Annotated in this window: 16 protein-coding genes; 7 read left to right on the plus strand and 9 right to left on the minus strand. The window is 74.5% G+C overall.

The annotated features are described in order from the left end of the window. Positions 1-11 precede the first annotated feature (11 nt). The 4 genes from AB0B02_RS13005 (at position 12) to AB0B02_RS13020 (ending at position 3,411) form a co-directional block, all read left to right on the plus strand. Positions 12-914, plus strand: coding sequence for a hypothetical protein (locus AB0B02_RS13005; RefSeq protein ID WP_281934591.1), 903 nt, complete (start codon positions 12-14; stop codon positions 912-914). A gap of 149 nt (positions 915-1,063) precedes the next feature. Then, positions 1,064-1,573: a GNAT family N-acetyltransferase gene (locus AB0B02_RS13010; RefSeq protein ID WP_281934593.1), complete on the plus strand. Its 510-nt coding sequence runs from the start codon at positions 1,064-1,066 to the stop codon at positions 1,571-1,573. 258 nt (positions 1,574-1,831) lie between these two features. After that, positions 1,832-2,281, plus strand: coding sequence for a hypothetical protein (locus AB0B02_RS13015; RefSeq protein WP_281934595.1), 450 nt, complete (start codon positions 1,832-1,834; stop codon positions 2,279-2,281). Continuing rightward, a complete protein-coding gene (locus tag AB0B02_RS13020) occupies positions 2,278-3,411 on the plus strand; it encodes an SRPBCC family protein (protein WP_357299985.1) in 1,134 nt (377 codons plus the stop codon). Before AB0B02_RS13015 ends, AB0B02_RS13020 begins: the two co-directional genes overlap by 4 nt. A gap of 184 nt (positions 3,412-3,595) precedes the next feature. On the opposite strand, the gene AB0B02_RS13025 is transcribed toward AB0B02_RS13020, so the two are convergent. The 7 genes from AB0B02_RS13025 to AB0B02_RS13055 are packed head-to-tail and all read right to left on the minus strand — an operon-like array spanning position 3,596 to position 12,185. Then, a complete protein-coding gene (locus AB0B02_RS13025; RefSeq protein WP_357299988.1) occupies positions 3,596-5,941 on the minus strand; it encodes an AAA family ATPase in 2,346 nt (781 codons plus the stop codon). 38 nt (positions 5,942-5,979) lie between these two features. Continuing rightward, complete coding sequence (locus tag AB0B02_RS13030; protein ID WP_357299990.1) at positions 5,980-6,495, minus strand: hypothetical protein; 516 nt, start codon at positions 6,493-6,495, stop codon at positions 5,980-5,982. Between the two features lie 44 nt (positions 6,496-6,539). Next, the gene (locus tag AB0B02_RS13035) at positions 6,540-7,301 is read right to left on the minus strand and encodes an ATP/GTP-binding protein (protein ID WP_357299992.1); all 762 of its coding nucleotides are present in this window, start codon (positions 7,299-7,301) and stop codon (positions 6,540-6,542) included. Beyond that, a complete protein-coding gene (locus AB0B02_RS13040; protein ID WP_357299997.1) occupies positions 7,279-7,731 on the minus strand; it encodes a DUF742 domain-containing protein in 453 nt (150 codons plus the stop codon). The genes AB0B02_RS13035 and AB0B02_RS13040 overlap by 23 nt, the downstream gene beginning before the upstream one ends. Further along, on the minus strand, positions 7,728-8,192 hold the full coding sequence (locus AB0B02_RS13045; protein ID WP_107161362.1) for a roadblock/LC7 domain-containing protein: 465 nt from the start codon (positions 8,190-8,192) through the stop codon (positions 7,728-7,730). The genes AB0B02_RS13040 and AB0B02_RS13045 overlap by 4 nt, the downstream gene beginning before the upstream one ends. Continuing rightward, the gene (locus AB0B02_RS13050) at positions 8,189-11,059 is read right to left on the minus strand and encodes a nitrate- and nitrite sensing domain-containing protein (RefSeq protein ID WP_357300001.1); all 2,871 of its coding nucleotides are present in this window, start codon (positions 11,057-11,059) and stop codon (positions 8,189-8,191) included. The genes AB0B02_RS13045 and AB0B02_RS13050 overlap by 4 nt, the downstream gene beginning before the upstream one ends. Further along, complete coding sequence (locus AB0B02_RS13055) at positions 11,046-12,185, minus strand: hypothetical protein (RefSeq protein ID WP_357300004.1); 1,140 nt, start codon at positions 12,183-12,185, stop codon at positions 11,046-11,048. The genes AB0B02_RS13050 and AB0B02_RS13055 overlap by 14 nt, the downstream gene beginning before the upstream one ends. A 373-nt stretch (positions 12,186-12,558) precedes the next feature. Here AB0B02_RS13055 and AB0B02_RS13060 point away from each other — a divergent pair, with 373 nt between their 5' ends. Then, complete coding sequence (locus AB0B02_RS13060) at positions 12,559-15,423, plus strand: alpha/beta fold hydrolase (protein ID WP_357300006.1); 2,865 nt, start codon at positions 12,559-12,561, stop codon at positions 15,421-15,423. Then, the gene (locus tag AB0B02_RS13065; RefSeq protein WP_357300011.1) at positions 15,423-16,307 is read left to right on the plus strand and encodes an ABC transporter permease; all 885 of its coding nucleotides are present in this window, start codon (positions 15,423-15,425) and stop codon (positions 16,305-16,307) included. The genes AB0B02_RS13060 and AB0B02_RS13065 overlap by 1 nt, the downstream gene beginning before the upstream one ends. Positions 16,308-16,314: 7 nt before the next feature. Here AB0B02_RS13065 and AB0B02_RS13070 read toward each other — a convergent pair whose 3' ends face one another. Then, entirely contained in the window at positions 16,315-17,964 is a 1,650-nt protein-coding gene (locus AB0B02_RS13070) for a hypothetical protein (RefSeq protein WP_357300014.1), read from the minus strand. After that, a complete protein-coding gene (locus AB0B02_RS13075) occupies positions 17,930-18,298 on the minus strand; it encodes a hypothetical protein (protein ID WP_281938474.1) in 369 nt (122 codons plus the stop codon). The genes AB0B02_RS13070 and AB0B02_RS13075 overlap by 35 nt, the downstream gene beginning before the upstream one ends. A 214-nt stretch (positions 18,299-18,512) precedes the next feature. On the opposite strand from AB0B02_RS13075, the gene AB0B02_RS13080 reads away from it, so the two are divergent. Then, a complete protein-coding gene (locus AB0B02_RS13080) occupies positions 18,513-18,962 on the plus strand; it encodes a DoxX family protein (protein ID WP_281938473.1) in 450 nt (149 codons plus the stop codon). Positions 18,963-18,978: the final 16 nt, after the last annotated feature.

Below are 18,978 nucleotides of genomic sequence, written 5' to 3' on the forward strand. Positions count from 1 at the left end.
GGAGTGGGGCGATGGGAGCACCGGACCGCCGGTACGCGACCGGCAGCGGGACGGCCCGGCCGGTCGGTGAGGCGCCGATGATGCGGGTGCGTTCCGCGTCCGATCCGGCCCCGGGGCGGCCGGAGAACGAGGACGTGGTCTTCCGGTTCGGCCCGCTCGTCGGCGTCCTCGACGGGGCCACCGTGCCGGACGGCTTCGACACCGGCTGCGTGCACGGCCCGGCGTGGTACGTCCGGCACCTGGCCGCCCGAATCGGCCTGGCGGTCGCGGCCCGCCCCGCGGCCACGCTGATGAGCAGCCTGGCGGCGGCGATCCTGGCGGTGCGGGCGGATCACGGCAACACCTGCGACCTCGACCATCCCGGCACCCCGTCGTCCACCGTCTGCCTGCTGCGCTGTGGTGGTGACCAGGTCGACTACCTGGTCCTCTGCGACAGTCCGCTGGTGCTCGACACCGGCGCCGGCATCGACGTGGTCACCGACGACCGGCTGGAGAACGCGCTGGCGGACCTGCGTCGGACCGCCGCCGCGCTGCCCGACGGCGGGGTCGACCCGGCGACCCGGTTCCGGCGCGCGGTGACGGTGCAGCGCACCCGGATGAACCGCAGTCACGGCTACTGGGCGGCGGCCGGCGACCCGGACGCGGCGTACCACGCGGTGACCGGGACGGTGCCACTGCGCGGGCCGAACGCGCTGCGCCGGGCCGTGCTGCTCAGTGACGGCGCGTCGTGCGCGGTCGAGCAGTTCGGCCTCTTCGACTGGGCCGGACTCCTGGAGGTGGTGACCGTGGAGGGGCCGGAAGGGCTGGTCGACCGGGTCCGGGCGGCCGAGCGGGACCACCCGGACCGGCTGCGCCGCCGGAAGCGGTCCGACGACGCCACGGTGGCGCTCTGTGAGTTCGCGCCCCTGAGGTGAGCACGCTCACGCCGGAAGAACCGGTCGGATGACAACGGAGCGTGAGGCGGAACACCCCGGGGGTACGACCGGTCGACCCGCTCCGCCGTACCGGCAATGAGTCGGCAAAGGGGTGGACGTGCGCCGGAACGGCCGGCAGACTCCGGCTGGTGACGGGTGCGGTGCGGCTGGAGCCGGTGGACGAGCGGAACCTGGAACCGTTGCTCTCCGTAGCGGCGGCGGAGGCGGAACCGGAGGACGTCATGCCTCCGGTGGACGCCCCGGCCGGCTGGTCGCTGGCCCGCCGGGACGCGTTCCGGGAGTTCCACCGCGCCAGCTTCGGCGGCCTGGACGGCCCGACCCGCACCCTGATGTACGCGATCGTGTCCGGCGGCGAGGTGGTCGGCATGGTGCGGATGACCCGTCGGGACGAGCCGGGGACGGTGGAGACCGGGATGTGGCTGGGCCGGTCGGCGCGCGGGCGCGGGCTCGGTGCCGCCGCGCTGCGGGAGCTGCTGCACGCCGCCGCGGCGGCCGGTATGCGCACGGTCGTCGCCGATACGACGCCGGACAATGCCGGAGCCATTTCCGTCCTTCGCAAATGCGGCGCGGAATTGCACGAAGAAGGCGGGAAGCTGTCCGCTCGGATGTGTCTGGATTCGGCCCTCCCCACCCGCTGAGGCCGTTGCTTGCCGCGCGACAACGTTCACGCGCACTCCCTGCCCCTTGGCGCTTTGATGCGAAGTTTCGCCCATTCTGGGCAGCGCTTCCAGTTAGCCGAAGAAATGTTTTGTGAATGGCATGGCGGGTACTGCCCGCCGGGTCCGCTGATGCGGGACACCGGCCGCAGGCCCCCTTTTCGCTGATCCTCGGCAGCTGTTTTCCGGGCCTGCTCCCCGCATGAGGTGTCCCGTCCGCCGGGGAGCGAAGGAGAACTGATGAAGAGCGGAGCTCGGATCGCCCTGGCGGTCGGTTTCGGATATGTCCTCGGCCGGCGCAGGAAGCTGCGGACGGCCCTCACCCTGGCCGCCGCCGTGGCCGCCGGCCGGGCCAGCCAGAATCCCGGCGGCCTCAAGCAGATGGCCACCGGCCTGCTCGGGTCGAACCCGCAACTGGCCAACCTCTCCCGCCTCGGCGCGCCGCTGGTCACCGCCGGCCGGGCCGCCGCGACCGCCGCCGCCGGCAGCGGCATCGACGCGGTCAGCGGCCGGCTGCGTGGCAGCGCCGACTCGTTGCGCCGTCGTTCCGCCGGGTCCGGCGAGCAGTCCGCGGACGGGCGGCGGTCGGCGCCCGACGAGGAGCCGGAACTGGACGAGCAGCCCGGGGCCGACGACGAGGCCGACTACGACGAGCAGTCGGCCCCCGTGCGCCGGCGACGGGGGCGGTGACCGTGCCCCCCACCGGACTGACCGACCGGGCCCGCGACCAGATCGGCGGCGAGCTGCGCAACCTCGCCTCCGCGATCGGCGAGCGCGCCGTGCAGGTGGTGACCGAGCGGGTCACCGGCGCCACCGGGCGACTCAGCGAGTACGCGAAGCAGGGCGGCGGCCCCGGCCTGGTCGCCGCGGCCACCGGCGCCCAGAAGCTCGCCGACGGCCACTCCCCGCTGAAGGCCATGTTCCATGCCGGCCTGGCCGGCGGTAAGGAGAAGCTGATGTCGGCGTTCGGCGGCGGCAAGGGTGGCAAGGGCGGCGGCAAGAAGCTCAAGGTCACCAACATCGTGGAGACCATCGAGGTCGGCGTGCCGGTCCGGGTCGCGTACAACCAGTGGACCACGTTCGGCGACTTCCCGAGCTTCATGAAGAAGGTCGAGCAGGCCGACAACGACGAAGACGAGAAGATGACCTGGAAGGCACAGGTCCTCTGGTCGCACCGCACCTGGGAGTCGACGATCGTCCGGCAGATCCCGGACCGGCTCATCCACTGGCGGTCCAGGGGCGAGAAGGGCTCGGTCGACGGCACGGTCAGCTTCCACGAGGTCGCCCCGGAGCTGACCCGCATCCTTGTCGTGCTGGAGTACCACCCGCAGGGCCTCTTCGAGCACACCGGCAACCTGTGGCGCGCGCAGGGCCGCCGGGTCCGGCTGGAGCTGAAGCACTTCGTCCGGCACGTGATGACCGAGACCGTGCTCGACCCGGACTCGGTCGAGGGCTGGCGCGGCGAGATCCAGGACTCCCAGGTGGTCAGGGACCACGAGACCGCGCTCCGCGAGGAGCAGGAGGGCGGCGGCCGGCCGGGCGAGGGCCGCGACGAGGCGCCCGCCGAGCGTGGCCGCCGCCGCCCGACCGAGGAGGAGCAGGAGTACGACGACTACGCCGCCGGCGACGACTTCGACGACGAGGAGTACGACGAGGAGCCGGTGGAGGCACAGCCGCCCCCGCGTCGCCGGCAGCCCGAGCGGGCCCGCCGCCCGCAGCGCGACGAGCGGGCGCCCCGCGAGGAGCGGCCCCGCCGCGCACCCGAGGCACCCCGCCGGCCGATTGTCCGGCGTCGCCGTGAGGAGCGTGGCGACGGCTGACCAGCCGGGCAGCGCGCTGGAACGCACCGCCGGCGGTGGCTCGGGGGGCGCGCGGTGCGGCTGCTTCCACGAGGTGGGCGAGCCGTCTTGCATGCGGGTAGCAGGCGGCGGTCAGCCGGACGACGGGACCACCGGCGGACCTCTTCGACCGCTTCCACGGCTGGATCAGTCGTGGGCGGTGAGGTCAGCGGCGGGTTTCGGCGTAGGACTCCAGGTGGGCCAGTTGGACGGGGTCCAGCGAGGGGCGGACGCGGGTGCGGGCCGACTCCACGTGTGACGCCGTCACGGTGGTGGCGGTCAGGGACTCGCGCATCGCGGCCAGGGCCGCCTCCCGGACCAGCGCGGCGCAGTCGGCGGCGGAGAAGCCGGCCAGCTCCGCGCCGAGCGCGTCGAGGTCCACGTCCGGCGCGAGCGGGACGTCCCGGGCCGTGGCCCGGAGGATCTCCGCGCGGGCCGTCCCGTCCGGCGGCGGCACGTAGACCAGGCGCTCCAGCCGGCCCGGACGCAGCAGCGCCGGGTCGACCAGCTCCGGCCGGTTCGTCGCGCCGACCACCACCACGTTGCGCAGCGCCTCCACCCCGTCCAGTTCGGTGAGCAACGCGGCCACCACCCGATCGGTCGTACCGCCGTCGGTGGCCTGGCCGCGGACCGGCGCCAGCGCGTCCACCTCGTCCAGGAAGACCAGCGTGGGCGCCGCCTCGCGGGCCCGGCGGAACAGCTCACGGACCGCGCGTTCGCTCTCACCGACCCACTTGGAGAGCAGCTCCGCGCCCTTCACCGACAGCACGTTCGCGCGCCCGGAGCCGGCCAGCGCGGTGACCAGGTAGGTCTTGCCGCAGCCGGGCGGGCCGTAGAGCAGCACCCCGCGCGGCGGCGTCACGCCCAGCCGGGCGAACGTGTCCGGATAGGTGAGCGGCCAGAGCACCGATTCGGTCAACGTCTGCTTGACCTCGTGCAGGCCGCCGACGTCGTCGAGCGTCACCGTGGCCAGCTCCAGCGTGGACGCGGCCATCGTGGTCGCCCGGACCACCTCCCGCGCGGCGAGGAAGTCGGCCATCGCCACGGTCGGTGTCTCGGCCGTCTTCTGCCGCAGCGCCGCCCGCACCCCGGCCTCCCGCACCAGCGCGGCCAGGTCCGCGGCGACGAAACCGGGGGTACGCGCCGCCACCTCGTCCAGCCGGACGTCACCGGCCAGCGGCACCTGCCGGGTGAGCACCGTCAACTGCTCCCGGCGCAGCGCCGGATCGGGCAGCGGCACACTGATCCGCAGCGCCAGCAGGTCCGGCCCGCGCAACGCCGGGTCCACCGCCTCGGGGCGTCCGGTGGTGCAGACCACCGCCGCCCCGGCGCGTACCGTCTCGGCGACCACCTGGCGGAACACGGTGGCCAGCGGGCCGGGGTCGTCGGCCGGGGCGAGCGCCTCCACGTCGGTGACCAGCAGCACGGCTGACCCGCCCGCGCGTACCGCCTCGGCCGCCTCCCGCAGCCGGCGGGCCGCCGCGTCGTTCGACAGCGCGGCCAGCTCCGGGGCCCAGACCGGGCGGACCCGCGCGCCGACCCGGGCGGCGACGGCGCGGACCAGCGACGACTTGCCCGAGCCGGCCGGGCCTTCGACAAGCACGCCGAGCGCGACCGTGGTGCCCAGCCGGCCCAGCACCTCGCGGTGGTGGAAGCCCAGGTCCAGCAGCTCGGTCAGCTCCTCGGCCTGGGCGCGCAGGCCGGGCAGCTCGTCCACGTCGGGCGCGTCCTCGGGCCCGAGCAGGCCGTCGGCTTTCGAAACCGTCGAGCCGGCCGAGTCGGTGGAGCCACCCGAACCGGTCGAGCCACCCGAAGCCGTCGAGCCACCCGAACCGGTCGAGCCGCCGGAGCCGGACGGGCCGCCGGAGCCGGCCGAGCCAGCCGTAACGGTGGAGCCGGTCGGGCCGGTGAAGCCGGACGCGGTGGGGCCGTGGGTGGCCGGGCCGTGTTCCCAGGCCACCACCGTGTCCATGGTGACCAGCGCGCCGGTGGCCGGCTCGGCCGCCACCACGCTGAGCAGCGTGCTCGTCCAGGCGTACCCGACGGAGCTGGCGAGACTGTGCCGTGCCGCCTCGACCAGGCCGCGCACGGCAGCGTCCGGGAGCACGTCCTGGGGCAGCAGCGAGACGTCGTCGCCGGCGGTGACCATCTTGCCCAGCAGCGCGAGCCGCAGCATCTCCGGCGGGACCGCGGCCGTCACCGCGACCGGTCCGGCCAGCGTGACCCGGCTCGCCCGGGCGCAGGGCAGCGGGCTCACCGTGACCTGGCCGCCGGCCCGCAGGCCGAGGTTGCCCAGCAGCAGGTCGTCGGCGTACAGCAGGGCGCTGCTGGTGCCCGGGTCGGCGGCGGCGGCGATGCCGGCGGTCACCCGGCGGCCGGTCAGCCGCACCGGGTCGCCGGGCCGCAGCGCCAACGCGGTCAGCACCTCGGGGTGGAGGCGTACGACGCCACGGCGGGCGTCCAGCGCGGCCGGCCGCAGGCTCGCGGTCAGGGTCAGGTCGGGTTCCGCCACCCGCCGACAGTAGCCGCCGGCACCACGGCCCGCCGGGGTCAGTGCGGGTCCGGGCCGTCCAGGAGCGAGGGGTCGCGGCGGATCAGCTCGGCGAGCCGGGCCGCCGGGTCGGTCGCGCGCGGGTCGCGGCCCGGGGCGGCCACCGTCTTCACCGACATGGGCCAGGTCGGCGGTGGCGCCGGTGCGGACGCCGGGCCCACCGCCACCTCCGGCCCGGCCCAGGAGACCCGCATCGGGTACGCCTGATCGCCCAGCTCCACCCGCAGCGTCACGGCGAGCCCGCGATGCGCGGCGACCACCCGCCGGACCGCCTCGGCGACCTCCTCCACCGGGTCCCGACGCGGCGACGCGTGGCCGCCCCGCAGCCGGTACGCGCCGTGCCCCGCCCGGTCCTCCACCGGCTCGACCCCGGCGGGTGCGCCCGGCTCGGCGTGCTCGGCGGGCCTGCCCGCGTCGGCGTGCTCGACCGGCTCGCCTGGCAGCGGCACGCGTCGGCGCTGCGCCTCCTCGCGTCGCGCCAGCCGGGCCAGTGTCTCGTCCAGATCACCCCTCATCGCGTCCACCCCTTCGAAGAGCACGGGCCGAACCGGCTGGCGGCTCAGCGTTCCCGGGACCGGGTCGCCCGGTCCAGCGCCCGGTCCAGGACGACGAGCAGGGCGTCCCGTACGGAGAGCCGGTCCCGGGCGTCGAACTGCACCAGCGGCACGTGCTCGGCGATCGCCAGCGCCCAGCGGATCGACGGCAGGTCCAGCGCCAGCCGCCCGTCGAAGGCGTTGACGCCCACGGCGAACGGCAGCCCGGCCCGCTCGAAGAAGTCGATCGCCGGATAGCAGTCGTCGAGCCGGGCGCTGTCCACCACCACCAGCGCGCCGAGCGCGCCCCGGGCCAGGTCGTCCCACATGAAGCCGAACCGGGCCTGGCCGGGCGTACCGAAGAGGTAGAGCTTCAGGCTGCGGTCGATGGTCACGCAGCCGAAGTCCATCGCCACCGTGGTGGTGGTCTTCCCGGGCACCCCGTCGGGGTCGTCGACGCCGATCCCGGCGGTGGTCATCTCCGCCTCGGTGGTCAGCGGCGCGATCTCGGAGATCGCACCCACCGTGGTGGTCTTGCCGACGCCGAAGCCGCCGGCGATCAAAATCTTCACCGGGATCGGCGGGCGTGGCGCGGGCACCCGGCTGACGATCGGGGCCGGCTCGCCGGGTCCGCCGGGCGGCCGGTACGGCAGCGGCGGCCCGGTCGGTGGCGGTGGGGTGGCGCGGCCGATCAGCGGGGCCGGGTTGCCGTAGCGGGTGGGGACGCTGTTCGCGGCCGGCCCGCCCGGGGCGGACGCCCGCCATTCAGGAGATCGCACGAAGTCCATCAATCACTCGCAGGATGAGATCGGGATCGAGGGCGTCGTCGACGTCCGCGACGTGCACGTCGAGGTGACCGGCGGCGCGCAGGTCGCCGACCAGCACCCGGGTCACGCCGAACTGCATCCGGGTCCGGGCGGAGATCTCGGCGACCGACACCGGCTCGACACAGATCGCGACGATCGCCGCGAGTTCCGGGGCCAGCCGGGCGGTCACCGCCCACGAGCCGCTGCCCGGCCGCGCGGTCACCTGGGTCTCCAGGCTGATCGCCGGGTCGCCGTCCACCCGTCCCGAGGTGAGCACGAACGGGCGTGGGCCGGTCGGCTGCTCCCCGTCGCCCGCGTCCGGTCCCGGACCCGGGACGGACGCGCGCAGGAAGGGGCGGATCCGGACGCCGGGTTCCGGCTCCGGGTCCTCGCCGGCGACCCCCGGGATCATTGCTGGACGGCGTTCTTCAGCTCGGCGATCAGGCGGGGGCTCAGGGCGCCGCCGGCGCGGCCGGCGAAGAGCGTCATCTCGTACGCCACGGTGCCCAGGTTGGCCGAGCGGTCGGCGACCACGCCGAGGACCGAGCCGCTGCTGATCGCGCTGATCAGCAGGTAGCCCTCGGCCATGTCGACGATGACCCGGTTGAGCCCGCCCAGCGCGTACCAGCTCGCGGCGCCACCGGCCAGGCTGGTCATGCCGGAGACCACGGCGGCGAGCCGTTCCGCGTTGGACCGGTCCTTGATCGCGGACATGGCCATCAGCAGCCCGTCCGAGGAGACCGCGATCGCCTCCATCACCCCGGCCGTGCTGGAGGTGAACGAGTCGAGCAGCCAGTTGAAGGTGCGCGCCTCGGGGCTGAGGTCGCCGGTCGCGCTCTGTTCGACATTGTCGTGCAGGTACGGGCTGGTCACCGTGATGGATCCTCTTCATAGCGGCGGTCGGTACTGACTTCGCGCAGAGCACGGGCGACGCCCGCCTCGAATTCCGTGATGCGGTCGCGGACCTCGACCGGGTCGCCGGGGTGGGAGCTGGCCGGGGGCGCGGGCGGCACCGCGGAGACGGTCAGGTTCGCCCCCGGGACGCGCCGGCTGAGTCGGGGCCGTGCGGGTGTCGGGTCGGCCGGGTGGACGTCGTCCTCGGCCCGGCGTACCCCGTCCTGGAACGCCTCCACCAGGGCGCGGACGGCGGCCGGGTCGTCCGGAACACCGATCGGCGGCCCGGTCACCGGTCCGGCCGGTCCGGTGACCGGGCCGGGCGGCAGGTTGGCGCCGGGCACCCGTTTCCGGATCGGCCGGTTCCCGGGCGGCCCGGCCGGCCGGCCGACCGGACCTGGCGCGGCGTGCAGCGGCCCGCGCGGCGGTGGGGTGCGGGTGGGGCCGGCCGTCGGTCCGGCGGCCGGGGGAGCGGCCGGTGCCGGGCCGACGACCGGTGTCGGCGGGGTGGTGCCGGCGGGGTGTGTCGCCGGGCCGGTGGGCCGCGTGGTGGACCTCGCGGTGGCCGGCGGCCAGGCGGGCGGCGGACCGCCGGTGGGGAAGCGGAAGTCCTCGACCGGCGGCCCGGTGACGGCCGACGTCGCGACCGCCCTCCCGGCGTTCGCCGCGCGGTCCCGGTCCGTCGACTCGTCGACGTCTGCCGGGTGGTCCCGGGCCGGGTCCGGGGTCGCCCGGCGGGTGGCCGGTGCCGTCGGGGCGGTCGGGGCGCTCGCGGTCGGGGCCGGCGCGGCGGGCACCTCGGCGTCGTCGCCCAGGTGGCCGAAGGCGTTCCAGGAGTCGCCGCTGGAGATGCTGCGGGTGGCCCGGCTCAGCAGCGCCGTGTCGAAGCCGGCCGGCTCGCCGTCGGCCGGTCGGGTCGGGCGGCTCGCCGGCGCGGGGTCCGGAGGCCGTTCCACGGTCGGCGCGGCGGCCCGCGCCACGGCGGTTCCGGCCGGCTCCGGCCGGCGGATCACCAGTGAGGCGGCCGGGATCTCCAGGCCGGCGGTGATCCCGCCGCCCGCGGTCGCCACCAGCCGTACGGCCCAGCCGTGCCGTCGGGCCAGCCGGCCCACCACGAAGAGCCCGAGCACCTCGGTCGGCGCGAGGTCGAGCCGCTCCCGGCGGGTGAGCCGGGCGTTCTCCTCGGCGAGCCGCTCCTCGGTGAGACCGATGCCGTGGTCCACCACGGTGAGCCGGGCGCCCCCGTCGGTCAGCTCGCCGGCCACCACGACCCGGGTGTGCGGCGGCGAGAACGCGGTGGCGTTCTCCATCAGCTCGGCCAGCGCCAGCACCAGGTCGCCGGCGATCGCGGGCGCCGCCGAGACGCCGGGCGGGACCTGCACGTCGACCCGGGTGTAGTCCTCGATCTCGCCGAGCGCGAGCCGGACCACGTCGGCCAGCGGGACCGGGGCCACGTGGCCGTCCGAGCCGGTGGCCCCGGAGAGCACCACCAGGCTGCCGGCGTTGCGGCGCAGCCGGCTGGAGATGTGGTCCAGCCGGTAGAGGTGCTCCAGCCGGCCCGGGTCGACCTCCTGCCGTTCCAGCCGGTCGATGAGCGCGATCTGGCGGCCGACCAGGTTCTGCGTACGGCGGCCGACGTGGCCGAACATCTGCGCCACGTTGCGTCGGCCGGCCACCTGCCGCTCGACCAGCCGGGCGGCGGTGTGCTGCACCCGCTCGAACGCGCGGGCCAGGTCGCCTAGCTCGTCCCGGGCGCGGACGTCGACCGGGTCGAGGCGTACCGGCGGCACCGACTCGGTCTCGTCGTCGGCCACCCGGGTCAGCTCCGCCTCGGCGACCCGGGCGACGCGTTCGGCGGAGCGGGTGAGCCGGCTCAGCGGCCGGGACACCGTACGGGCCACCGTCATGCTCAGCAGCACCACCAGGAGCAGGATCGCGGCCGCCGCCACGGCGACCAGCCAGGCCGTGGTCAGCGCGTTCCGCTCCTCGGTACGCGTCTCCGCGATGACGTCCGCGACGACCTTCTTCTCCACGAACTGGCCCAGCGTGATCATCGAGCGGACCGAGGGGAAGAGCGCGTCCAGCGGCAGCGGGGCGATCGCGCCGACCGGGTCCCGGATGCTGTCGCGCAGGAACGTCTGGCTGGTCCGGGCCGCCACCGCCGCGTCGTCCAGCAGCGCCAGCTTCAACTGCTCCGGCGTGATCAGCTTGCGGAACCGGTCGTTGTCCACGTCGAGCGCCGCCATGCAGGCGATGTACGCGGCGCCCACCCGCGGATCACCTGTCGCGCGGACCAGCACGATCTGGGTGGCACACGAACTCAGCGCCTCGTCGGTACGCAGCAGCGCGTCCAGCGCGAGCACCTGCCGCCCGGCCGAGGTGTCGGTGTCCACCCGGAACGGCAGCCGCAGCGCCTCGATCAGCGCCAGGTCGACCCGGGCGAAGGTGTTCAGGATCTGTTCCGGCGTGGCCCGGCCGGCGAGCGTCGCGGTCCGGACGTCGGCCAGCCGGCGTACCCCGTCGAGGGACTCGTGGACCGGCGTCGGCAGCGACTCGGCGCGCAGGTCGGCGACCCGGTCGTCGACGGTGGCGGACTTCTGGATCAGCTCGGTGCGGGTCACCCGGCCGAGCAGCAACCCGATCGAGAGCAGACGTTCCTGCTGGAGGTCCTGCACCAGGCTGCCGATCCGGCTGGCGACGCGGACGGTCTCCACGGTGTCGGCGGCGCGGGCCGCGGCGGCCACCCGGTCGACGACCACCGGCACGGCCAGCCCGACCATGCTGAGCAGCGGGATGATCACCAGCAGGGCGAGCTTGCCCCGGATCCGCAACCTAGCGAGCAGCATCGAACGGCCTCCACCGCTCGGCCTCGACGCCCCGACCCACCGCGACGGGCTGGCGGTCGGCCCCCGGCGGCTCGGGTCGGACCGCCGGGGGCAGCGCGGCGTCGGTGGGCGTCGGGCGTGCCTCGGCGGTGGGCCGCCGGAGCAGCGTCACGGCCAGCCCGACCAGCAACGCCACCGCCACGCCGGCCGCGATCCGGGCCAGCAACCGGTCCCGGTCGAGCGCGTCCACCCGCTCCGCCAGCAGTGTGTCGAGCTGGTCGAGGATGACGGTGCGGAGCTGCTTGGCGGCGGACTGGGCGGCGATCCCGGCGGCGGTGAGCTGAGCGGGGTTCGGCGCGGCCCGGCCGCCGCCCGCGGCGGTGAACGCCTCCAGCGACCGCTGGTAGGCGTCCAGCGGGGTGAGCACGTTGGCGCCCAGGTCGGTGCTCTCCGAGCTGTCCACCGCCGCGCGCAGGTCGGCGACCAGGTCGTTGGCCGGACCGAACGCGGACGACCGCAGTTCGGCCAGCTCGATGCCGGTCTTCGCGCGTTCGGCGGCGGGACGCGCGGCGGCCAGCCGGACCAGGTCGGCGAGCCGGCCGGCCAGCACCGTCGCGGTGGGCAGGTCGCCGCCGATGCCGTCCTGGAGGAAGAACGTGTCGGACCGGGGGTCGCGGATCAGGCCGGAGCTTTCCCGTACCTTCCGGTAGAGCGCGAGCAGCAGGTCGTTGGCTTCGCCGTACGCCTGGTAGGCGGCCTCGGGGTCGGCGAGCCCCCGGTCCGGCAGCCCTTCGAGCTTCGCCCGCAGCCCGGCCCAGCGTTCGTGGCTGCGCAGCTCGTCGCCGACGGCGGTGTCCACGGCGGCCACCTGCTCGATCGCGGCGTTGAGCGACGCGCGGGAGACCGGCGCGCCGGCCACGGCGGTGGACTGGGCTTCCACCAGCGCGTCGGTGACCGGCCCGAGCGCGCGCAGGTAACGGATCCCCAGCCGTTCCCGGGACGCCAGGTCGTGGTCGTCCGTGGTGGTGCCGTCGACGAGCGCGAAGAGCAGCCCGAGCGGGGCGACCAGCGCCAGCGCCAGCAGCAGGGGCAGGACACGGCCCGACACGGAGGGCCGCCGACGCACCCGCGGCGCGGGAACTGTCATGGTCTGTCTCCTCCGGCGACGGCGGGGCGGTCGATGCCCCGGGAGGTCGCCGCAAGCAGTCCCGTGCACCGGACCGGAAAAGTAGCGGATCGGACGGGGCTGAAACCGGAGCCGTCGAGTCGGCTTCACGTCAGTTCGTCCGGGGTGACCGACCGTCGAGTCGTTCGCCACGCAGCGTCCGATCGGGTCGTCGAGTCGCCACTTGAGCACTGATTTGCGGCTGTAGATGTGAATGCACGTGATCCGAATACGTCCCGCTGGGATGCTCTGGACCTTCTGCGGACGACGGACGGCACGCGCCGAACGGCGCAACCGGACGAACGTACGGCGGATCTCAGGGAACGCTCAGCCGGCGGGCCGTACCGTGTGCCGCATGAGATCACCCGTCGCGCGGGTCCGGCGCGCCCTGGCCGGCCGTCCGCGCCGGATCGTCGCCGCCGTGCTGGTGGTCGTCCTGGTGGCCGCCGCGCTGGTCTGGGCGGTCCGCCCGCAGGGTACGGACTTCCGGACCGAGTCGGCGCTGCTGACCGTGCGGTCCGGGCCGGACGGGACCGAGCCGGTCGACCTGGACACCACGCTCTACCTGCCCGGCGACGCCTCCGACGCGAACCGGGTGCCGGCGGTGCTGCTGGCGCACGGCTTCGGCGGCACCAAGGAGTCGGTCCGCTCGGACGCCGAGGACCTGGTCGCCCGGGGCTACGCGGTGCTCACCTGGACCGCCCGCGGCTTCGGCCGCTCCGGCGGCCAGATCCACCTGGACAGCCCCGACTACGAGGTGCGGGACGCGCAGCGCCTGCTGAACTGGCTCGCCGCCCGCCCCGAGGTGCGTCTCGACTCGGCCGGTGACCCGCGCGTCGGCGTGGTCGGCGGCTCGTACGGCGGTGGCCTGGCGCTGCTGCTGGCCGCGCAGGACAAGCGGGTCGACGCGATCGTCCCGATGATCACCTGGAACGACCTGTCCCGGGCGTTCCTGCCGGAGAGCAGCGGCAAGCCGCCCACCGAGGGCGTGTTCAAGAAGGGCTGGGCCGGCATCTTCTTCGGTGGTGGCGGCAACGCCGGCTCCGGGCCGGCCGGGCTCTCCGGCGCCACCGCCGCCGCGCCGGAGGGCGCGCCCACCTCGCCCGGGCCGGCGAGCCCGCAGCCGGGCGCGGGGCCGGGCAGCGGTTCCGGCCGGGCGCCGGGGGGTGCGGCCGACCCGTCCTGCGGTCGGTTCGCCGCCGACGTGTGCGCCGCGTACCTGCGGATCGCCACCACCGGCCGGGCCGACGACGCCGCTGTCGAACTGCTGCGCCGCTCGTCGCCGGCCGGCGTGCTCGACCAGATCAAGGCACCCACGCTGCTGGTGCAGGGCGAGGCGGACACGCTGTTCCCGCTCACCGAGGCGGACGCCAACGCCCGCGGCATCGCCGCCGCCGGCACGCCGGTGCGGGTGGCCTGGTTCACCGGCGGCCACGACGGCGGCGCCGGCCCGACGTCCGACTCCGACCGGGTGAAGTTCCTGACCGCGCAGTGGCTCGACCACTACGTCAAGGGCGAGGGGCCGGCACCCGGCGACAGCTTCACGTTCTCCCGGATCGCCGGCTTCGACGCGTTGGACCGGGGTCTGGTGGCCACCGGCTACCGCACCGACGACTATCCGGGCGTGAGAGGGCAGGAGCGCCGCGAGGTGACGCTGACCGGGCCGGCCCAGCCGGTCGCCGTACCGCCGAACGGCAACCCGGCGGCGATCTCCGCGGTGCCGTTCGCCGGCGCGCTCGGCTCGCTGCTGGACGGCGTGGCCGGCGACATCCCCGGCCAGCACGCCCGCTTCGAGTCCGCGCCGCTGGACGACCCGGTCGACGTGGTGGGCGCGCCGAACGTGCGGATCCGGGTCGCGTCGGCGACCGGTGAGGCAGTGCTCTTCGTCAAGCTCTACGACGTCGATCCGCAGGGCGCGTCGACGCTGCCGGACGGCCTGGTCGCGCCGGTGCGGCTGACCGGCCTGCCGCCGACGCTGGCCGCCGCGACGCCGGTCACCGTCACGCTGCCGGCGATCGTCCGGCGGATCGAGGCCGGGCACCGGCTGCGGCTCGTGGTGGCGACGTCCGACCAGGCGTACGCCACGCCGGCCGAGCCGGCGGTGCACACCGTGGCGCTCGGCGACGGCCCGCTGGTGCTGCCCACCGTCGACGCCGCGCCGATCCCCACCTCGGCCGCGATCTGGCGCTGGGTGCTGGCCGGCCTGCTGGCCGCGATCGCGGTCGGGCTCGTCGTGGTCGTGCTGCTCGCCCGCCGCCGGCACCGCCGCCAGGACCGCTCCATCCACCCGGAGTACGCGGGCGTCCCGCTCGCCGTGCGCAACCTGCGCAAGGAGTACGCGGACGGCTTCGTCGCCGTCTCCGACGTGGACTTCGAGGTGCACCCCGGGCAGGTGGTCGGCCTGCTCGGGCCGAACGGCGCCGGCAAGACCACCACGCTGCGGGTCCTGATGGGGCTGACCCAGCCCACCGCCGGGGAGATCTACGTGTTCGGGCACCGGCTGGTGCCGGGCTCGCCGGTGCTGTCCCGGATCGGCGCGCTGGTCGAGGGGCCGGGCTTCCTGCCGCACCTGTCCGGGCTGGACAACCTCAAGGCGTACTGGCGGGCCACCGGGCGGCCGTGGGCGGACGCGCACTTCGACGAGGCGTTGGAGATCGCCGGCCTGGGCGCGTCGGTGCACCGGCGGACGAAGAAGTACAGCCACGGCATGCGGCAGCGGCTCGCCATCGCGCAGGCCATGCTCGGCCTGCCCGAGCTGCTGGTGCTCGACGAGCCGACGGACGGGCTGGACCCGCCGCAGATCGCCGAGATGCGCCGGGTGCTCCAGCGCTACGCCACCGACGGCCGGGCGGTGCTGGTCTCCAGTCACCTGCTGGCCGAGGTGGAGCAGACCTGCACGCACGCGGTGGTGGTGAACAAGGGCCGGATCGTGGCGTCCGGCCCGGTCGAGGAGATCGTCGGCGAGTCGCCGAGCGTGCTGTTCGAGGTGAGCGACCCGGACGCCGCGCGGACCGTGCTGGGCCGGCTGGACGGCGTACGGGTGCTGCCGGACGCCGACGGCGGGCTGGTGGTGGACACCAACGGCACCGCCCGCCGCGAGGTGGTGGCCGAACTGGTCCGGGCCGGCATCGGGGTGGACCGGGTGGTGCCCCGGCGCCGCCTGGAGGACGCGTTCCTCGCCCTGGTCGGCGAGAACTCTCGGGGAAGCGGTGACCGGTGATGGTGGACTCTTCGGTGGCGTCGAAAGGCAGTGGCGGCGCGGCGGGCGGCTACCGGCCGTCGGCCACGATGCCGTTCGGGGCGGAGTTCCGGCGGCAGGCGTCGCGGCGGCGTACCCAGTTGGCGCTGGGGTTCATGGTGCTGCTGCCGTTGATCATCCTGGTGGCGTTCCAGTTCGACTCCGGGGACGACGACGGCGGCGGGCGCGGCGAGTTCGCCAGCCTGGCCGACCTGGCCACCTCGGGCGGGCTCAACTTCACCCTGTTCTCGATCCTGGTGTCGGCGTCGTTCCTGCTGGTCGTGGTGGTGGCGCTGTTCTGCGGGGACACGGTGGCCAGCGAGGCGAGCTGGGGGAGCCTGCGCTACCTGCTGGCCGTGCCGGTGCCCCGGGCCCGGCTGCTGGCGGTGAAGCTGGTGGTCGCGCTCGCGTACTCCGGGTTGGCGTTGGTGTTGCTGGCCGGCACCGCGCTGCTCGCCGGCACGCTGCGCTACGGCTGGAAGCCGCTGAGCAGTCAGGTCTCCGCGGAGCTGGTCCCGGCCGACGGGCTGCTGCGGCTGGTCGGCGTGCTCGGCTACCTGGCGGTGGTGCTGCTGGTGGTGGCCGGCCTGGCGTTCCTGCTCTCGGTGACCACGGACGCGGCGCTCGGCGCGGTCGGTGGGGCGGTGCTGCTCTGGATCCTGTCCAGCATCCTCGACCAGATCACCGCGCTGGGCGGGCTGCGCAACCTGCTGCCGACCCACTACAGCAGCGCCTGGCTGGGGCTGCTGTCGTCGCCGATGCAGACCGACGACGTGGTCAAGGGCGCGATCTCGGCGGTCGTCTACGCCACGCTGTTCTGGGGGCTGGCGTTCTGGCGCTTCACCCGCAAGGACATCACGAGCTGAGGGGCCGTCACTCCGGTGGCCAGAACGTCCCGTCGTCGAGCTGACGGATGCGTTCGGCGAAGGCGTCGCTGCCCTGGAACACCACCTGGATGTGCGGCCGGTGCTCGGGCAGTCGCCGGAACAGCAGCGTGATCACGTTCTGGTTGGTGGGGCTGACGAAGGCGGCGACCGCCAGGTCGAGGCCGGGCGCGAGCATCGGGCGGCACTCCTCGACGAATCGCTCGACGGCGCGCTGGGCCGCGAACACGAAGACCACCAGCTCGTCGTGTGTGGGCAGGCCGAACGGCTGGTCGACGCCCTCGCCGGTCACCCAGGGGACCAGGAAGACGCGCTGTTGGCGGCCGAGTGTCTCCGCCGCGTCGGCGGGCCGGGCGACGAACGCGGCGAGCAGGTCCAGGTCCGGGTGCTCGACGTCGAGCGTCCGGGCCAGGTCGAGGAACCGCTCGGTCTCCGACCGGATGACGGCCGCGGTCGCCTCGTGCGTGAACGCCTCGGCCAGTCGGTCGAAGACGTTGAGCCCCCGCTCCTCCGGGAGCACGCTGTGCCGCATCGCCCGCATGTGCCCCACCTCGAACGCGGTGAACTGCTCGTTCATCCGGGCGTGCATCGCCAGCAGGGCGGCGTGCATCTCGTCGACGGCCTCCGGGTCGGCGCCCCGCACGGGGCGACCGCCGGACGCCAGGTGCAGGGAGAGAAAGTTGATCATCGCGTTGAGGCGGACGCTGTGCGCCACGGCGTTGAACGCGTCGATCGCGTCCCGTCCGAGCCGGGCCCCGTAGCGGGCGACCATGACGCAACTGTTCATGAACTGCATCAGGCCGAACATCAGCAGGATCTCGCCGGCGAGCTGGTCGGCGCGGAACGCGTCGGGCGTGCCGTTCCGCTGGAGTACGCGGGCGGTGGCCGTGTACAGCACCTGCGCCGAGAACAGGTCGGCGTCGAGTTCCTCCCGGAGCACCCCGTGGTCCAGCGAGTCACGCCGCGATCTGCGGCGACGCCACTCCCGGACGTCACCGTCGAGGTCGCCGGCGAACAACTTGCGGGTCACCCCGTCGATGAGCCGGTCGAGGTGCTCCGTGGCGTCGGCCGGCTCCGGCCGCGCCGGCGGGTGGGTGACGGCGTGGACGTGGCCGAGTTCGTGCAGCAGCGGGTAGAACCACACGGCCATGTAGTGGTGGCCGATCGGCGTGCGTTCGAGATCCCTGAGCGTCACCGGCGCGTAGTAGGTCGTGCTGGCCGGCAGCGACTCCACCAGCAGGTGACAGGCCAGGCCCGGATCGCCGTACCGGAGGGCCAGCTCGGCGATGATGCGCAGGCTGACCTGCTCGGCCACCTCCGCCATCAGCTCGGGAGACAGGTGGCGGGCGGTCACGATCCCCCGCAGGTGCCCGATCATCTCCAGGTAGCGCGTGTTGAACAGCACGACCGACGGGTCCAGGCCCGGCAGGGAGAACATCTCCGGCACGTCGCCGTCGACCCAGTACACCGCGTACGGGTGGCCGATCACCTCGTCCACCACGTCCAGCACCACGTTCATCGGGCTGTGACCGTCGCGCTCGTGCCGCCACGTCCGGACGGCGGCTCCCACCTGCGACCGTACGACGTGGTCGAGGACGGTGTCGTCAAGCATCCGGTGGTCGGTCCGCCGCGTCGTCACCCGCCGGCAGCTCCGTCGCGGCCCGGAACTGGCGCAACAGCTCCTCGATTTCCGCCGGACCCGGGTTGTCGACGGCGAAGGTGCGCTCGGTCAGGTTCATCTCGACCCGCCCGACGCGGAACTCTCTGACCAGCTCCGCCAGGGCGCGCAGGATGTCCGGCGCCATCTTCAACGCCACCCCGGCGACCACCATCCACGACGTGACGGCGGCCCCGTCGAGGTTGCGTCGCCCGGACGCCTGCGCCGCGACCCCACGCGCCGTCAGGGTGTCGACCAGCGGCTGTGCGGCCTCCTCGGCGCACACCGCCACCAGCGTGACCCGCTCCGATCCCACCGGTCACCTCCCGAAAGGTCCACTGGGGAGCAATGAGAACGCTAGTGCACCGCCGCCACACTCCGACCGGTCCGAGGTCTTCCTGTCGGCTACCCGACTTCCATATCATGGGAGCGTTCCCATGAGATTGTCCCGCCAGCAAGGAATTTATTACCTTCAATGTTTATGCCGGCCATCCTGGACGTCGTCCCACACCCGTCCCAGGAGGTTTCCCATGGTCCCGGCGCAGTTGAACGGTCCCGTGCTCTCCCTGTTCCGCATCGTCGTCGGCTTTCTCTTCCTGCTCCACGGCGCCGCGTCGATCTTCGGAATACTCGGCGGCAACCCGGCCACCGGCGGCGCGGTTCCCGTCGGCACCTGGCCCGGCTGGTGGGCCGCGCTGATCCAGCTCGTCTGCGGCGCGCTCGTGCTCGTCGGCCTGGCCACCCGGCCCGCCGCACTGCTCGCCTCCGGCTCGATGGCGTACGCGTACTTCGTGGTGCACCAGCCGCACGGCCTGCTGCCGATGAAGAACGGCGGCGAGCTGGCCGCGCTCTTCTGCTGGTCGTTCCTGCTGGTCGCGGTGCTCGGCCCGGGCACCTGGGCACTCGACGCGCTGATCTCCCGCCGCCGCGCCCCCGCCGACCCTGCGCCGGCGACCCGCCGCGCCTCCGTCCCGGCCTGACCCGCCGCGCGCCCGA

It is taken from the genome of Micromonospora sp. NPDC049240, from assembly GCF_040647835.1.
Classification (GTDB): Bacteria; Actinomycetota; Actinomycetes; order Mycobacteriales; family Micromonosporaceae; genus Micromonospora.

What these genes read in the sequence shown, in the direction of transcription:
- AB0B02_RS13050 (WP_357300001.1), bottom strand. Translation starts at nt 11,059, where the DNA reads ATGCTGCTCGCTAGGTTGCGGATCCGGGGCAAGCTCGCCCTGCTGGTG.
- AB0B02_RS13040 (WP_357299997.1), bottom strand. Translation starts at nt 7,731, where the DNA reads ATGATCCCGGGGGTCGCCGGCGAGGACCCGGAGCCGGAACCCGGCGTC.
- AB0B02_RS13065 (WP_357300011.1), top strand. Translation starts at nt 15,423, where the DNA reads ATGGTGGACTCTTCGGTGGCGTCGAAAGGCAGTGGCGGCGCGGCGGGC.
- AB0B02_RS13080 (WP_281938473.1), top strand. Translation starts at nt 18,513, where the DNA reads ATGGTCCCGGCGCAGTTGAACGGTCCCGTGCTCTCCCTGTTCCGCATC.
- AB0B02_RS13035 (WP_357299992.1), bottom strand. Translation starts at nt 7,301, where the DNA reads ATGGACTTCGTGCGATCTCCTGAATGGCGGGCGTCCGCCCCGGGCGGG.
- AB0B02_RS13060 (WP_357300006.1), top strand. Translation starts at nt 12,559, where the DNA reads ATGAGATCACCCGTCGCGCGGGTCCGGCGCGCCCTGGCCGGCCGTCCG.
- AB0B02_RS13030 (WP_357299990.1), bottom strand. Translation starts at nt 6,495, where the DNA reads ATGAGGGGTGATCTGGACGAGACACTGGCCCGGCTGGCGCGACGCGAG.
- AB0B02_RS13055 (WP_357300004.1), bottom strand. Translation starts at nt 12,185, where the DNA reads ATGACAGTTCCCGCGCCGCGGGTGCGTCGGCGGCCCTCCGTGTCGGGC.
- AB0B02_RS13015 (WP_281934595.1), top strand. Translation starts at nt 1,832, where the DNA reads ATGAAGAGCGGAGCTCGGATCGCCCTGGCGGTCGGTTTCGGATATGTC.
- AB0B02_RS13005 (WP_281934591.1), top strand. Translation starts at nt 12, where the DNA reads ATGGGAGCACCGGACCGCCGGTACGCGACCGGCAGCGGGACGGCCCGG.